Origin of the sequence: Aestuariibacter sp. A3R04 (assembly GCF_018860805.1) — a bacterium.
GTDB lineage: Bacteria > Pseudomonadota > Gammaproteobacteria > Enterobacterales > Alteromonadaceae > Alteromonas.
This window is the reverse complement of record NZ_JAHKQR010000003.1, coordinates 655,625-671,978: the sequence shown is the minus strand read 5'-3', so window position 1 is coordinate 671,978 and position 16,354 is coordinate 655,625. Positions and strand designations below refer to the sequence as shown.

At 47.5% G+C, this 16,354-nt stretch carries 16 protein-coding genes; 8 read left to right on the top strand and 8 right to left on the bottom strand.

Going from position 1 to position 16,354, the window contains the following annotated elements; genetic code table 11:
* The first annotated feature begins 243 nt into the window (after positions 1-243).
* The 5 genes from KO518_RS07710 to KO518_RS07690 all read left to right on the top strand — a co-directional run bounded on the left by KO518_RS07710 (position 244) and on the right by KO518_RS07690 (position 4,301).
* Complete coding sequence (locus KO518_RS07710) at positions 244-762, top strand: YgjV family protein (RefSeq protein WP_216025238.1); 519 nt, start codon at positions 244-246, stop codon at positions 760-762.
* Positions 763-918: 156 nt separating this feature from the next.
* Positions 919-1,380 carry a hypothetical protein gene (locus KO518_RS07705; RefSeq protein ID WP_216025237.1) on the top strand — a complete coding sequence of 154 codons (462 nt, stop codon included), beginning with the start codon at positions 919-921 and terminating at the stop codon, positions 1,378-1,380.
* Positions 1,381-1,511: 131 nt separating this feature from the next.
* Positions 1,512-2,141 carry an NAD(P)H-dependent oxidoreductase gene (locus KO518_RS07700; RefSeq protein WP_216025236.1) on the top strand — a complete coding sequence of 210 codons (630 nt, stop codon included), beginning with the start codon at positions 1,512-1,514 and terminating at the stop codon, positions 2,139-2,141.
* Positions 2,138-4,057 carry a monovalent cation:proton antiporter-2 (CPA2) family protein gene (locus KO518_RS07695; protein ID WP_216025235.1) on the top strand — a complete coding sequence of 640 codons (1,920 nt, stop codon included), beginning with the start codon at positions 2,138-2,140 and terminating at the stop codon, positions 4,055-4,057. The genes KO518_RS07700 and KO518_RS07695 overlap by 4 nt, the downstream gene beginning before the upstream one ends.
* A 70-nt stretch (positions 4,058-4,127) precedes the next feature.
* Positions 4,128-4,301 carry a hypothetical protein gene (locus tag KO518_RS07690; protein WP_216025234.1) on the top strand — a complete coding sequence of 58 codons (174 nt, stop codon included), beginning with the start codon at positions 4,128-4,130 and terminating at the stop codon, positions 4,299-4,301.
* A 196-nt stretch (positions 4,302-4,497) separates the two neighbouring features.
* On the opposite strand, the gene KO518_RS07685 is transcribed toward KO518_RS07690, so the two are convergent.
* The gene (locus tag KO518_RS07685; RefSeq protein ID WP_216025233.1) at positions 4,498-4,902 is read right to left on the bottom strand and encodes a helix-turn-helix domain-containing protein; all 405 of its coding nucleotides are present in this window, start codon (positions 4,900-4,902) and stop codon (positions 4,498-4,500) included.
* A gap of 76 nt (positions 4,903-4,978) precedes the next feature.
* Here KO518_RS07685 and KO518_RS07680 point away from each other — a divergent pair, with 76 nt between their 5' ends.
* Positions 4,979-5,473, top strand: coding sequence for a DUF2938 family protein (locus KO518_RS07680; RefSeq protein ID WP_216025232.1), 495 nt, complete (start codon positions 4,979-4,981; stop codon positions 5,471-5,473).
* 9 nt (positions 5,474-5,482) lie between these two features.
* On the opposite strand, the gene KO518_RS07675 is transcribed toward KO518_RS07680, so the two are convergent.
* From KO518_RS07675 to KO518_RS07645, 7 genes are all read right to left on the bottom strand, one after another.
* Positions 5,483-6,496 (bottom strand): ABC transporter ATP-binding protein, encoded by a 1,014-nt coding sequence (locus KO518_RS07675; protein ID WP_216025231.1) that lies wholly within the window; start codon positions 6,494-6,496, stop codon positions 5,483-5,485.
* The gene (locus KO518_RS07670; RefSeq protein WP_216025230.1) at positions 6,496-8,016 is read right to left on the bottom strand and encodes an iron ABC transporter permease; all 1,521 of its coding nucleotides are present in this window, start codon (positions 8,014-8,016) and stop codon (positions 6,496-6,498) included. The genes KO518_RS07675 and KO518_RS07670 overlap by 1 nt, the downstream gene beginning before the upstream one ends.
* A complete protein-coding gene (locus KO518_RS07665; protein WP_216025229.1) occupies positions 8,013-9,056 on the bottom strand; it encodes an extracellular solute-binding protein in 1,044 nt (347 codons plus the stop codon). Before KO518_RS07665 ends, KO518_RS07670 begins: the two co-directional genes overlap by 4 nt.
* 13 nt (positions 9,057-9,069) lie before the next feature.
* Entirely contained in the window at positions 9,070-9,876 is an 807-nt protein-coding gene (locus tag KO518_RS07660; protein WP_216025228.1) for a hypothetical protein, read from the bottom strand.
* Positions 9,877-9,984: 108 nt separating this feature from the next.
* Positions 9,985-10,872 carry a 5'-methylthioadenosine/S-adenosylhomocysteine nucleosidase gene (locus KO518_RS07655; RefSeq protein WP_216025227.1) on the bottom strand — a complete coding sequence of 296 codons (888 nt, stop codon included), beginning with the start codon at positions 10,870-10,872 and terminating at the stop codon, positions 9,985-9,987.
* 252 nt (positions 10,873-11,124) lie between these two features.
* Entirely contained in the window at positions 11,125-12,645 is a 1,521-nt protein-coding gene (locus KO518_RS07650; protein ID WP_216025226.1) for a mannitol dehydrogenase family protein, read from the bottom strand.
* Between the two features lie 10 nt (positions 12,646-12,655).
* Positions 12,656-14,371, bottom strand: coding sequence for a cytosine permease (locus tag KO518_RS07645; RefSeq protein WP_216025225.1), 1,716 nt, complete (start codon positions 14,369-14,371; stop codon positions 12,656-12,658).
* Between the two features lie 324 nt (positions 14,372-14,695).
* On the opposite strand from KO518_RS07645, the gene KO518_RS07640 reads away from it, so the two are divergent.
* Entirely contained in the window at positions 14,696-15,373 is a 678-nt protein-coding gene (locus tag KO518_RS07640; protein WP_216025224.1) for an HAD family phosphatase, read from the top strand.
* Positions 15,370-16,347 (top strand): sugar-binding transcriptional regulator, encoded by a 978-nt coding sequence (locus tag KO518_RS07635; RefSeq protein ID WP_216025223.1) that lies wholly within the window; start codon positions 15,370-15,372, stop codon positions 16,345-16,347. The genes KO518_RS07640 and KO518_RS07635 overlap by 4 nt, the downstream gene beginning before the upstream one ends.
* Positions 16,348-16,354 lie beyond the last annotated feature (7 nt).

Below are 16,354 nucleotides of genomic sequence, written 5' to 3'. Positions count from 1 at the left end.
CATCAAACAGTGTCAAAAATTCACGAACTAGTGAAATGGGGTATCCTTTGCGTTTTCTCAAGTCTAAATATTCTGACCAGGACGCCAAAGCAGATACTAGTTGCCATCAACCAGAGCATCATAATCTTCGTCTCAGACTCTGGTAATTCAGCGCACTGTACTCACTTTTTACTGGTAAAACAGATGCGCCGGAGTAGACTGCCGCCGTTGCCGTGTAAATCTAATTTTAATAAGGTTTGTCGTATGCTAGCGCTACTTCTTCATACTCTGCCCGTTGTTTTTGCCCTCGCCTCATTTTGGTGTAATACAGAGCGAAAATTACTGTTGCTCAACCTAGGACTTTGTATTTCTATCAGCAGTTTGTTGTTGTTTGAACAGGCCTGGGGCGGTGCCATAGTATTACTGGTAGCAGGCATGAGCACTACCTACCGACTGGTAAAACAAACTTTACTCTCGGCGACAGCCACATACGTCAGCTTGTCTTTAATGACAGGAATTGTTCTCATTGTGAATGATTACACCGGACAAACCAGTGTCCTGGCTATGCTGCCAGTATTCACGTTCATGGCGTACCGCTTTGGCGAATTATACTGCAAGGAAGCCGGTTTGCGCGTCTGCATGATAGTCGGTTCAGCTAATTTCACACTTTATGCTATGCTAACTCAAACTTGGGGGCTTGCTATTACCGAAGCCATGTTTGCAATATCAAATACTTGGTACTGGTTTAAGTTGCGCAGACAACTAATGGCACATCCAGCTTAATTACACGGGGCCTTTACCTTAAGCAGTGCTTGATTTAAGGTATAGTCATAACAACAATATACATTGTCTTCTTTTTTTGCTTTTACCTCAGGGCAGCACCAATAGTCACAGTTCTCGGCTGAGATGGTGTAAACCTGTATAAAATTGAGTAATAGCATGAAATTAAAACCTTTTCTTCTTCCTTTGTGTATCGCGCTTTTCACGGTTGACGCCCTGGGATGCCAATTTCACGAAGTAAGCGACAGTAAAATACCTCTGTTTCCCCCACTTTCTCCTGCACTACACCCGGTAATGCTTCAACACTTTAGTCCACCGGAAACCGCTCCTATTGAGGTGGCGCTTTCTGCATCATCTGGGCGTTCATCGTCGGAATCAGTTCTAACACTTCGATATCGGGTGCACCCAGATTATCACAACGTTAAAGCTGAAATCGTGAGTGGTCGGGGTGTAGAAATAAAGGGCCGTTCGAGTTTGTATTTAACCCGTTTAACTGGTGATAAAACTCTGACTCTCACTGCGCCAAAAAACGGAAAAGCCTATGTTCGCGTGCGGGTTTCTGCGGTCAGGCACGGTTTACCCGTTATCGTTGAAAAGCGCATTGCTGTGCTAGCTGGCTAGCAGAGGCAAACACGTTTTTAGGGCTGTTGGGAACAATTTATATCCACGACAGCCAATATTGCGATTGTTCACAAGACACAAGCTATTCATAATAGTGTCAAACCCACGTCGAATGTCAGACACCTCGCCCAATGGATAGCAAGCAATTACCAGCTCAATCAATACTTGTACTTTACGCTCACCCGTCACCTTCCCGGTCTGAGATAAACGTGCCACTTTTCCGCGACGCAAAAGCACAACGTCACGTCAGCGTTATCGATTTGTACGCCGAGTATCCCGATTTCAATATTGATATAGACAAAGAGCAACAACGCCTGCTCGCCCATGATGTCATCGTTTTTTTATTTCCTCTCTACTGGTACTCCACCCCGTCACTACTAAAAGAATGGCAGGATCTAGTCCTTGAATACGGGTTTGCTTACGGTGACAACGGCACGGCACTTAAGGGAAAACGGTTTGTCTGTGCGCTATCCGCTGGCGGTCGTGAAGAAGCCTACCAAACCGACGGTTACAATCACTTTTCGTTAAAGCAGCTACTGCAGCCTTTGGAACAAATGGCCAACGTCACAGGCATGCTATATCTAGGGCCCTTTGCTATTTTTGGTTCAAGAACCGCAAGAGAAGAACACCGCATTAACCTGCACCGGCAAAAATGGCGACGGCTGTTGCAAAAGCTGGCAGATAACACGCTGAATATCGTCGAGGCCACACACTGTGAGAACCTCGCCGACTGCCCATGTATCACTGGAGATATCCTATGACAGGTTACTTTCTTCAAGCCTTCATCTATCTCATTGCTGCAGTGATCGCAGTCCCCATTGCCAAGCGGCTGGGCCTGGGATCTGTTCTGGGCTACTTAATAGCGGGCGTCATTATAGGGCCTGTATTGGGGTTGGTCGGCGACGAAACCACCACTATTCAGCATTTCGCTGAGTTCGGCGTAGTCATGATGCTTTTTTTGGTCGGACTGGAATTAGAACCCAAATCACTATGGGCAATGAAAACAAAGCTCATTGGATTAGGTGGTTTACAACTGCTTCTTACCACGGTTTTGATTATGGGTGGCGCATTACTCATGGCGCAGCCGTTTACTATTTCGTTGTCTATTGGCCTAATTTTCGCGTTGTCGTCAACGGCCATTGTACTGCAGACCTTTCAGGAAAAAGGTCTGCAACAAACAGAAGGGGGCAAGAGCGCATTTTCTGTGTTGCTGTTTCAGGACATTGCCGTTATTCCCATGCTGGCGCTCATTCCCCTATTGGCTATTCCCGAACTCGCTGCAAATGCGCAGCAAGGTGGCACAGAACATCACGATAACTATAATCTCGTGTCCGGATTGCCCGCCTGGTTATACGGGTTAGTGATTATCGCTTCGGTCGCCGCGGTAACGGTGGGCGGGCACTATCTCAGTCGTCCGCTATTTAAATTCGTTGCCGCCTCTGGTCTCAGGGAAATCTTCACGGCCACGGCGCTTATGCTGGTGATTGGCATCGCGGCACTCATGGGTTTGGTCGGTTTATCTCCAGCGCTGGGGGCGTTTCTCGCTGGTGTGGTACTGGCAAATAGTGAGTTCAGGCATGAACTTGAAGCCAATATAGAACCCTTCAAAGGACTACTTCTGGGTTTGTTTTTTATCACGGTTGGCGCGGGGATCAACGTTGATGTACTGACAAACAACGCACTGTTAATTATTGGTATAACCCTTGCTGTTATGATGATTAAAGCCATGGTACTTTACGTTATCGCCTTGGTTTTTGCTCTCAGGGAAAGCAATAAATGGCTGCTTACCTTAAGCCTTGCACAAGCTGGGGAATTTGGTTTCGTATTACTGAGCTTTTCATCTCAAAACCATGTGCTCACACAGAACATCATTGCCATTTTGTCTTTAGTGGTGGCGTTATCCATGTTCCTGACGCCAGGACTTTTTATTATTTTCGACAAAATCATCCTGCCTGCTTTTGAAAAGCAATCAAATGACGAAGAAAGCGATACAATCAACGACAGTGGTTCTGTGATCATCGCAGGAATAGGAAGATTCGGACAAATCATTAATCGTTTGTTACTCGCTAATAATTTCAAAACCGTTGTATTGGACGTGCGCTCTGCGCAAATCGATTCAATGCGAAAAATAGGCACCCATGCTTATTTTGGAGATGCATCGAAACCCGATATGCTACATACCGCTGGGATCGAAGACGCATCACTGATGGTCGTAGCAATAAACGATCGGGAAACCACCATTGAAATGGTGAAATATATTAAACACACCTATCCCCACATACGTATTCTTGCCCGTGCTTTTGACCGTGGCCATGGTTATCGAGTAAGACAAGCCGGTGCCCATTTTGTGGTATCAGAAACCTACCATTCGGCACTGGAAATGGGAGCAGAAGCGCTGCGCTCTATGGGATTACACCCTTTTCAGGTGGAACGTCAGAAAAGCGCGTACAAGCACATCGAAAATAAACAGGATGATACTTTATACGAAGCGTGGGCAGATGATGCCAGCGGCGAACGTTTTGACAATAACTATTTAGCACTCTTCATACAACTTGAATCACTAATACAAGATGCGCTTAATCGCGACTTGCACGAACACCATTCCCGTATGCGAGGGTGGACACCGCCGCCTAAAGGCTATGCAGACAAATTAAGCGAAAACGAGCCAAAAAGTTGAAATGTATATACATACGATATATATTGTATATCGTTAAACCGATAAGGCTGTTTCGGTGAGGGTAAAAACGTTGGACAAAAAGAAGCCAAAAAAGAAAGATAGTCAGTTGATTATTCGTATCAATGGTCAGGAACGGGCAGAATTTGTAGACCTCTGTGAAGAGCTTGATACCAGTGCAGCCAGAGAAGTAAGGCGGTTTATACGCCAGTTTATTGTTGAGCATAAGCCTAAATCATCACAGTAAATGATATGCCGCAATAAAGAAGACCAAATAAAACAGGAGAAGCCAACATGGCCAAAAAAGCAAAAGTGCTAAAGAAAGAAATTAAAGTAGCAAAAGCCAAAATTGCTAAGCAAGAAACCAAAGTGAAAAAGCTGAAGAAAAAACTCAAAAAAGCGAAGTAAGCTCGATTACTTTAGATAGAAGCGCCTCAATTTATTCAGGCGCTTTTTTTACGCCTGACTTTTTTTGCTGCGATTTTCATAAAGCGTTGAAACCGAGGGCAATCTAAGTGCTTAGGTGCAGAGCATACTGCAGCGTGGCGCAGACCATCTCTCATAGCGGTGAGCTGTTGAATGGTTTTGTCCAGAGAGTCTGCCTTGTTCAACAGCTCAGATCGATCTATTTCAGGCGAGTTATCACTTCCCAATAGCGCACCCACTTCATCCAGGGAAAAGCCAGCAGACTGACCTAATGCAATAAGCGACAACCTTTCGATTACCGACGGGCGAAATACTCTGCGCAGCCCGTGCCGACCCACAGAAGTAATTAGGCCTTTTTCTTCGTAGTAGCGAAGTGTCGAAGCTGGAACTCCGGTTGCTTTAGCCACTGTAGTAATATCCATTTTTGACCTTGACTTAAAGTTAACTTTAAGTGGCAAACTAGCAAGACTGATGTACCAAATCAATAGCAGAGTCAATATGCAATTACCGATATATCTTGCTGATAGTATTCAACTGGGTCTACTGGCAACACTGTGGATGGATATACTGAGCTTTATTTCCGCCCGATTCACAGCTATTCCGTTTCCGAATTATCCTATGGTAGGACGATGGTTCGGCTATGTTTTCCGCGGAACAATTTTGCAACGTCATACCCCTTCGGCACCGGCCATACAAGGCGAAAAAGCCATTGGCTGGGCTGCACACTACCTAGTTGGAATTTGCTTTAGTCTGGGATTTACTGCGTTTAGTGATGGCACATGGCTGACAGCTCCCACACTGCTGCCAGCGCTCGCCACGGGAATGGGAACAGTCATACTTCCCTACTTCATCATGCAGCCTTGTATGGGGCTGGGTGTTGCCGCAGCGAAAACACCACAACCGGGAAAAGCCAGATTACTGAGCCTTTACAACCATACTCTTTATGGCGTGGGTTTATTCCTGGCGGGAGAATCGCTACATCTTATGGGTTAGAGGACGCGGCTATGCTTTGGCAAAATATGCCAAAGCATGCGCTGAATGCAAGTTGAGTTGTACCCTGTCTTTAGGTTGCACTCTGATCTCGTGACTCACTCTGGCCTTTAACTCAGTTCCACTGTCGAGCACGGCGCCACAAAGTCGAGACTCACCTTCGTAGCGACTCCACATAATGGTTGCGTTTGTGTCCACACCACCAGTATGCATAAACACGTCGTCTGGCCTAACCAGCACATCAACCTGCCGGCCGGAAGTATTCATGGCCTTACCTGGCGCATTTCCAATTTCCGTTTCAACCCTGTCATTAACAACACGGCCATCAACAAAACAAGCATCACCGAGAAAGCGCGCGACAAAGCGGGAGCGAGGTTGCGAAAAACAAGCTTCAGGAGTATCGAGTTGCTCGAGTTCACCGCCGTTTAATACGCCAACCCGATCACCAACCGATAGCGCTTCATCCTGATCATGGGTAACCCATATCGCAGGCACACCTGCAGTTTTTAGTGCATCTCGAATTTCCCAGCGCAGCGTGTCTTTCAATGCCGCATCAAGGTTTGAAAGTGGCTCATCCAACAACACAAATGCGGGTTCATGGGCCAGTGTTCTGGCGAGCGCCACCCGTTGCTTTTGGCCACCGGATAAACTTGCAGGTTTCGCCTTTTTAAAATCACTTAAACCCAGTAACGACAGCCAGTGATCAGACAATGTCGTGTTCTTTAACCTAAAACAAACATTTTGCTCAACGGTGAGATGGGGAAATAGAGCGAAATCTTGAAAAACCATACCGACATTCCGTTTTTCCGGCGGAATGTTATTTCCGGCGGTCGATGTCCATTTACCTAATGAAATCTGACCTTCTGAAATCGGAATCAGTCCGGCTAAAGCCTGAAGAATAGTCGTTTTACCGCAGCCCGTAGGGCCAACCAGCATAAGAATTTCACTGTCGCCAAGTTCCAAATTCAGTTTATTAACTACCCGGGTAGATCCATAATCTACTGACAAATTACTGACTTTTAGCATTAACGACGATTATCCTCACTGATTGAAAATTCGGCACGGCGCTCGCCTGAAAGCATAATGACCAGCCCTATACCAGAGAGCACTACAAGCAATAGCCCAGGCACAGCCGCTCTGCCAAAGTATCCGGCTTCGTATACACGCCACAGATACGTTGCCAGGGTTTCAAACCCGGTGGGACCTAACATTAACGTAGCAGGTAACTCTCTCATAGCTTCAAGAAAAACAAGCGCAGCACCGGCAATCATACCACGCATAGTAAGGGGTAATGTAATGCGAATAAACGCTTCCTGGGGTGAGGCACCCAGTACGCGAGCTGCTTTTACTAACCCAGCCTCCTGGTTCTCCGCGGTACTGCGTACAGTTCCTACCGCCAGAGGCAAAAAACGCAATACGTAAGCAAGCACCAGCAAAGCCAACGTCTGATACAACACGGTGATTTGTAACCCAAGGTAAACCAGGGCCGTGCCCATTACTATGCCCGGCACACCGAAACCAAAGTAAGTGATGCGCTCCATCAACTTTCCAGCTCTACCCGCTATTGCAGCATGAGCGACTGGCACTGCAAGCACCACCGCGGCAATCGCAGCCAGCATGGAAGCATAAGCAGAATTCCACGCATACCCCATCTCAAACCCCGTTGTGCCTTCCCGCGCCAGCCACAAACCAAATACTAAAAGGGGGAGGAAAATTGCCAAAATGACCACCGGCATCGCCAATACAAGAAATCCGGTATTCATCCACGACGGTAACCACAAACTCAAATGCCGACCTGGCCGCTCTTTATCGCCGCCCATTCGAGATTCTATCACTAACACCAACACTACGATCAGCATGAGTTGTAGCGACAGCATGGCAGCCTGGCTTAAACCGAAAGCATTATATTCTACAAAAATTACCCGGGTAAATGTGTCAAACCCCATGATGGCAGGGGTGCCAAAATCTGATAATGCATACAGTGCGGCCAAAAGCGCCCCTGCGGCGATACTGTTTACAACCCGGGGTAAAACTACCCGCCAAATACTGCCTATCAGGCTCAAACCAAGAGTTCTCGCTGCATTGACCAAACTGGCATCAAGGCTTAACAGCGCTGCCCTTGTTGTCATCATCACAAAAGGATAAGTGTATAAAGACATAACCAGTGAAGCCCCCCAAAGTCCTTCCAGTGGCGGGGTGCTGACACCCAGTACATTCTCTATTTCCCCCCCCGTGCCAAAGGCAAAGTACAGCGTAAAAGCCCCTAAGTAACTTGGCAGCGCCAGTGGTGCAGCAAATAGGATTAACCACAGGCGCTTGAGCGGCAGGTTCACGTATGCGGTAAAAAGTGCAAGGGGAACCCCAATTAACACTGAGCCCACTATCGTAAAAAACATCAGTGTCAGAGTATTCCACAGCACTTGCATGTTACGAGGGTCAAAAAAAGACGCGCTTTCTGACGCAAGTGAAAACAACACGCCAATAGGCAAAACTGCCATTAGCGCAATTAAAAATGCAAAGGGATAAGATTTAGGCAAATTTGTCACAGAACGCCAACTTTCCTCATCAGATCGAGGGTAGGCCGAATATCTGCCAGTTTGCGTAAATCCAGCGCTGGTGGAGATAATTCCGTCAATGGTACTAAGCCAGACGGTGGTGTAACATCGTTAACCAATGGAATTTCATACGCTTCAGAAGCAAGATAAGATTGCACCTCCCGGGAGAGCAAATAGCGAATGAAATTCACCGGCAATTCGCCATCACTTAACGCCACAATACCAGATGCATTTACTAAGCAGCCCGCATCGTTTTTGGTATAGGCGAGACCAACATTGGCATCGGGTTTTCCGGATTTAAGCCGCAGCGTGTAATAGTGATTGGCGAAACCCAAATCTACTTCACCGCGTTCAACCCCCATTACAACACCTAATTCGCCCGCGTATTTCTTCGCTTTTCCGTTGATACCTTTAAGCCAGTTTGCCGTTGCTTTGTCACCTTCAAGTAAACGCATTGCAGTGACGAAAGACTGGAATGATGAGTACGCCGGTGCCCACCCCAGCTTTAGATCGGTATCGGCAAGCGCCATCACACTGTCTGGAATTTGCGCTGCAGATAACCGGGTAGTATTAAAAGGTAAAGTCCGAATCCGGCCGGTTACCGGCGACCACTTTGGATACTGAAAGCCGGGTTTGAGCTGGGCAACCAAATCTGTGGGAAGCGTTTTCGCCAAGCCGGCTTCGGTTATCATGCCAATAGAACCGGTGTCTACGGCCCAGAATAAATCTGCCCGTTTTACGCCCGCCTTTGATTCAGCCACCAGAGTATTTGCTAGGGCAGCGGTGCTGCCCCTGCGAACTTGTAGTGTCAGTTCCGGGTTCCTTTGCTTGATTGCCTCTATTACATTCTCATACAGGCCACCTTCCCCTCTGCCAAGGTACATAGTCAGATTTCCCTTTAACTTTGGCAAATCTTCTACGGACACAGACGATGTGGCCATTTGCGAGGCAAAGGCAAATCCACCAGGCAACGCTATACCAGCAGATAACCCGGACAAGGCCAAGCCCTGGATAAATGTTCTACGATGCATTACTTCATATTCCTTAGAAGACGCTCTTGCGGCGCTTCTCTGCTTCAGCCAGCAGTTGGCTGGCTTTATCCAGCTTCACCTGCATGGCTTCAACGACCTCACGTACGGTATCTACGCCCTTATCTGCACTGATGGCCTGAGGCAAGGTCACGTTGAAATCTTTTTCCAGATCTTCAACCAGTGCGGCGTTTTGCTCGATTAACGCGCCTTCAATACCTTCAAACCGTTGCAGGTAAGTATCGTGCACGAGTGTTGTGGCGACTTCAGAGAGTTGCTCTGCGTATTTAGCCACTACCCGATCCAGGCGTTTTTTAATATCTTCAACCACTTCCGGGCCAGTTGTAGGTTCAACCTCGGTGGTTTTCACTTTGGCAATGAGGCCTTTTTTCTGATATTGGGACGCAAGTTTAACGGCCCCAAGCCCTTGCCACAAGGCCTGATTGAGTTTCATTTGCTCCTTGCGCACAACATCAATTTTCGCGCCTTTGTCAATGGCTTGTTTCACGCCGTAAATGCCTTGCCAGATCGATGCATAAACCGGCACGTACTGGGTTTCAATGGCAGAGTGAAAATCAACTTCTTCCCAATACTCAATCATCACATTTGTATCGGCTTTGCCCTGTTTTTCGTAGGTATCCACAACAGCACCAAACTTGCCTGTTAACCAATGCACTTCTTCGTTATATTCATCCAGGTGCGCGTGCAGGTTATTCACCTGTTCGGTTATGACACCATTGGCAAGTGTATGTCCACTAAACAACCCTGTTGAGATGGCAAGCGCGACAGCTAGATTGCGATGTTTTCGAGAGATAAAAGTCATAATCAGTTCCGATGTGAGAAGAAGTCAGTAAATGATACTTATTATCATTAATGCTGTAAATATACCCGTGCACGTCGTTCGAGAGAAGCCCGCGCCGGTCAAACGTATTTAGTGTGGGACAAACGACTGTGTATCGATGTATTTTTCCACCAAGAGCCTGACAAACTGCTGACAGTCTTTAGCCGTACTTGGGTCATATTCACCGAGATTAGTGATGTTATTCGACAAAATTCGCACACCGAGAAAAGGCACACCGTAGGCATGGGCGATTTGCGCCGCCGAAGCCGTTTCCATTTCTTCCACACTGGTTTGTAAATTTTCGTGAAGCCAGCTAATGCGATCTATTTCATTGTTCCAAAAGTTCCCACTGCCGATCACGCCTTTTACCACCTTGCCGCGCTGATGGGCTGACTTTATCGACAACGCCATATCAATCAGCGCAGGATCACCGCTATAATAACGCACCTTTTCGGCATCTTTGGCGGCTTCGCCTTCCCCTGCACTACCTTCAGACGCCATGATATCCATGGGCAACCAGTTCAGGGGCTCGCTCCCCTCTCCGGCTGCCCGGTGAGGCGTTTTGAAATTGGCGGCGTTTACGCTTCTTTCACCCAATACGATGTCTCCTACTTTGAGTGTAGGATCGTGACCGCCAGAAGTGCCCTGATTAATGATAACCGCCGGTTTATAACGCTCGATACCCACTGCCGTCGCTGCAGCGGTATTCTCCAGCCCCTTGCCTGTTTTTACAACGACAACCGGGTAACCTTTCAAAGTACCAGAATAGAAAACTGCATTGCCAGTTGCTTCTGTTTTTACATTGCTGAGCAATGAAGCGAAATACTCGGCTTCAATAGGCATCGGACCTTGAATCATGACTGGCATGGCGTTAACAGGAGTTGAAGGCACCGTAATACTGTTAAAATCTCTTGCGCTGGCGACGAAAGAACTACAAAGAACGATAGTGACGAGGAATAACCTAATTACATTTCTCATGGCCAGTATCAATGCCTCTATTGGGTAAAAGTAATAATGCAGATGGACGAATTTCCCATAGTTACACAGAAACGCTGACAGAGGAATGGGCGAGAACTGACACCTTGGTCCACATTAAGGGAAAGACTTGGCAGTCTTAGCATTCTCAATGACACATGGCCTAAGAGATGCTAAGAGATGGATAAAACACCGGACGGGGAATATTGCGCAGGAGAATACCGGCAGCAAGCACTACCGGCCCAACGCAACGATTTAAACCATCACCAGGGTGCGCTGTGTCTCTGCGTTGAGCAAACGCTCAACAATGTCCAGCACTGGCACTTCGCTGTACAAATCCTGGGTAAATTTGACATATTCTTCGGTAAATGACTTATGGGCTGCCAAATCACCAAATACCGTTTTAAGCGCTAAGAACATCGTTGGATCAGCTGCACCGTCCGAGGCTGCCTGATGAAGCTCATCCGCCAGGACGTCGTCTATTTGCAGGGCCTTTTTGCTTTGCGACATCTGCTTGTCTGAGTAGTAGCACCAGCAGGCTAGGGTCAGCGCCGCAACACTAACGGCCCCCTCATTATTCAAATTGTCAAACACCGTTGGCAATAAAAACACAGGAATTTTAGCACTACTTTGAGAGCAAATCCTGGCCAGGGAATCCTTAATAAACGGATTAGAAAAGCGGCTCAGCAATTCATCGCGATACGCTAAAACATCAATGCCCTTTACCGCGTCCAGTTGCGGTACAACTTCTTTGGTCATAAATACAGACAGCAATTCCCGCATGCCCCTGCCATCCATTGCCGAGTGAATACTGTCAAATCCTGCCAATGCTCCAACTAATCCGAGCACTGAATGCCCTGCATTGAGCATACGCAATTTTAATTTTTCGTAGGGGGCCACATCTGTGACAAATTGTGCTCCCACACTCGCCCAATCAGGTCTGACGTTGGAAAACTTGTCTTCGATTATCCACTGATGAAACGGCTCACACACCACCGGCCAATTATCCGTCAACCCGAGTTCAGCGACTATGTCTCTGTCTGCATCTGTGGTTGCAGGCGTAATGCGGTCAACCATGGAATTAGGAAAGTCAACGTGCTGTTCAACCCATTCTGCCAACACCACATCGCTAAGGCGAATGAAAGACAACAGCATTTTCTTTGCCATATCGCCATTGTGCTGAATATTGTCACAGGACATCACCGTGAACGGCTTTATACCTGCTTCCCGACGCTTTTTCAGCGCAGCCGCGAGAAAACCAAAAACAGTCGTGGGTGACTTCGGTCGGGCAATATCTTTTACTATATCCGGGTTATCAACAACAAAGTTGCCTGAGGACGGGTCAATGTTATAGCCGCCTTCAGTAATGGTAAGTGAAACGATTTTGGTTTTCTCATCAGCCATTCTGTCAATAACGAGAGCCGGGTTGTCTTGTGCAATAAGAAAATCTCTCAATGCGCCAATGACATTTGCTTTAACCTTACCGTTGGCATGCTTTTCCACCAGCGTATAGAGATAATCCTGCCCTTCAAGGGCCGACTTCATCAGGCGATCGTTTTCTCTCAGTCCCACACCGCAGATCCCCCAGCGTAGGTCACCGGTCTTCGCCATGTAGTGATTCACGTACATAGCTTCATGGGAGCGGTGAAAACCGCCTACACCGATGTGAACAATACCTGTGGAGACCTCATCAATATCATAGCCGGGTGCAGAAACGTGAGTTGGTAACTGCTGGAGTTGGGCACGCCCCAGTGGCACGCATTTTAAAGTTTGCATAAATAAACCCTTATACAACGAGCGCTTTCTGGCGACGCATGGCCCAGTAAGCAGAAATAAAGTAAATAAGTGTGCAGGCGAACCCGACGTCAAAAAACTGTTCGCGATTCGTTTCATACACGGCAATATCAGGACTCATTAAAAAAGTATTGCCCGCAAGAAGTACGGTTACAGCCAGGCTGCCCCATGAGACTACCCGCAGGGCTCCGGATATCGCTGACCTGTCTTCCTGGTGAGGCGGTAAACTCGCAGCTTGGGCACGCTGGAAAGCTTTAACTTTATTGTCGAATGCCTCGCTTTTTGCTTTTTCTTCTTCAAACGTTTGTTTCGCACCGTATTTGGCAGCGAGTACGGTATACACTGCAATGGTAAAGAACCACGTGGGAATGAACAGATAGTAAAATGAGATCACATCAAGAGCGTTGAGTCCAAACCCGAAGACCAGCCCCAGACCCCAGCTGGCAACGGCCGGTGTACTGTGTCTCAATTGCTTATAATGTGCCCAATAGCGGGTATAACCGATTTTTGGAAAAATCACGTGTTCTGCAAACACAATGGCGCCTACGGGAACCACTGATAAACCGGCATAAGTCAACAGAGGCAATAGCTTGGTAAACACGAATGGGAAACATGCTATACAAACCGTTACAGCCCCCACGACGGCGGTAGTAGTGTTGCGGGACTTATCTTTAAACACAGCTTGAGCAGCGAGGCCTGCGCGATATAAATTGGCATTGGCGGTTGTCCAACCTGCGACAATCACAATCACCAAACCGGACAGACCTAATGCATGGAAAGCAACATCACCTGGATCGAGTTGAACAATAGATTTTTGCACAATTACTGCGGTCCCAGCTCCCATGATCCCCGCTGAAATCCAAGCGATATAATGACCAAAAAGCATACCTGCAGAAGTACACAAACCATAGCGTTTACGCTTGGCATAACGCAGCAATGCCATATCGATCAAGCCAAAATGGGTAATGGTGTTGGCTGCCCAGGAAAAGCCTATTACTTCCATCAGTCCAATACCCGGCTCGCCATGTTGAGTTAGCCCAGTCCACACCGACGTACTGCCAATTTCCATGAAGGATTGCCAGCTTGATACAAACGTGTCGCCAATAACAGCATTGGCTAATACCGGCATGAGCACCAAAGGCCCACTAATAAACATAGTAAATAACCACGGCGCACAGATACGGGAGAAATCAGATACCGCATTGAAGCCATACATAGCCACGACAACAACAATTACGCCCACAGCGACTACTACACCCACAAACGCAGCATTAGTTGGATACCAGTTCAATTGTGCGGGTATGTCCAGCGCAAATCTTACCGCTGTAGCCGAGACAGTAATCATTGCCGCCGATATAACGGTAAAAATGATTACGTTGGCCCAATTATACAGCTTGGTCATGGAGTCGCCGGCAATTTTTTGCAAGTAGGTATACAGACTCAAGCGCGTTTCCACGGCAATGGGTGTTGTGATAAGGGTCCAACTCAGTACCGCTAACAGATTCCCCACCAGTAAACCGATGAGTATATCTGACATGGTCGCCCCCAGAGCTACAAACGTGGCGCCAAACACAAACTCTGTCGCCGCAACGTGTTCACCCGCGTACAAGCCGGCGAAGTGTTTCCACCCTTTTAACTGATGTTTGGCAACCGGCAGTTGCTCATCACTTATCCCCGATATATCCACTTGTCCTGACGTTTCTTTCATTGGCTTCTCACTCAATAGGTGCACCTTGCGATCTTATAGCGCCTTACGCAACGTGCTGCTCTCTGGCTTAAACAGAACGGCCTCTCAATGGTCAATTCCTGCGAACAACCCCAACAGAGAGCATACGCCCCGTTAATGAATAATTGCTCACCTCGCGAATAATTGCACAACTTCAAAAATTTGTAAACAAAGATAAGCAACAACATCACAAATTTTATACAGCTCGCTTCTTCTTTGATTTTTGTTAACCAATGCCCGTTTTAATAGAAACTGGCAATAAATGTACGTAATATCAGAGACAAAGTGGAAAACGGGTTATAACCTATGACAGTCCCCATTGAACTGGTGATTTTTGATTGTGACGGCGTGTTGATAGACAGTGAAGTGCTGTCGATGGGCGTTTGGCAACAACTCCTTAGTGAGCACAATGTCACAATAACAAGAGACTATTTCACTAAACAGTTTCTCGGCAAAAGCATGGCTCACGTTGTAGCTTCAGTGAAAGCTGATTTTGCTATTGCCCTGAGCGAATCAGACCTGTCTCACTTCAATCAATCTCTCGCAGACGCTTTTTCATCGGCATTACGCCCCACCGATGGAGTTCACAATGTTTTAACGTCATTGAAGGTGCCCTTCTGTTTAGCGACCAGCAGTTCGCCAGAACGAACCGAACTAGCATTAGCCTGCACGGGCCTCGCCCCATTTTTTATTAACAATCGTTTTACTCGTTCAATGGTGGATCGTGGTAAACCTGCCCCTGATCTTTTCCTCTTTGCTGCAAAATCCATGGGCGTCAGTGCGGAACGTTGTTTGGTAATTGAAGACTCCGAGGCAGGAATGCAAGCAGCGAAGGGGGCAAACATGCGGGCATTGCGTTTTGTTGGCGGCAGTCATTTTAATACCCCTACCGATCCACAAGACAGTGTCATTGTCAGTTGGACAATGTTCAAAGAACGCTACGCCGAGCTTTTTGACCACAACTCAAATTCGGACTTACTATGAGTAAAAAACTACAAACAGAAAAAAATCGCATTGACGAAGCAGCTCGCGCTGGATGGCTGTATTACGTAGCCGGCAAAACCCAGGATGAGATTGCAAAAATGCTAAATACTTCCAGACAAAGTGCTCAGCGCATGGTGGCACTGGCCATGTCTGAAGGACTGATAAAGGTCAGACTCGAACACCCTATTGCTCGTTGTATGGAATTGGCAGAGCGCATTAAACACCGATTCGGCCTGCGTTATTGTGAGGTCGTTCCGGCTGTGGATGAAGATCCTAACTCCACCCTTGGTCTCGGAGAAGCAGGAGCCGCTGCCATTGAGCGAGAACTGAAATCAGAGACGAGTAAAACAATTGCCTTTGGCACAGGAAGGGTGCTTAGACATTGCGCCAATGAATTAGCGCTGATGCAGTGCCCTCAGCACAAAATCGTGTCTCTGGTGGGAAATATAGACAGTGATGGCGCGGCGACCCGTTACGATGTTGCCGTGCATATTGCCGACAGAATTAAGGGTCAGCATTATCCCATGCCTCTTCCCGTGATCGCTGCATCGGAGAAGGAAAAAAACCAACTACAGCAACAATCTCACGTGAAGCGTATTCAACAGCTTGCCCAGCGCGCTGACGCCCTGTTTGTGGGCATTGGCAATTTAGGCCTCTCTTCACCGTTGCACGTAGATGGTTTCATTGATGACGACAATATGGATACATTGGCGCAAGGCGGTGCAGCAGGAGAGATCATTAGCTGGGTATACGATATCAACGGCAACATACTGGATTGTGATGTAAATCGCAGAGTAACCAGCAGTGTACTGACACCATCCCCCGACAAACCGGTTGTAGGCATTGCATCGGGGCTCAATAAACGCAACGCAATTGTTGGCGCTCTGCGTTCGACACTAATAAACGGGCTGATCACCAACGAAACCACAGCAATGGCTGTACTGAGCGAGACGTCACCGGCGGGCAACCGGTGACAAGGGC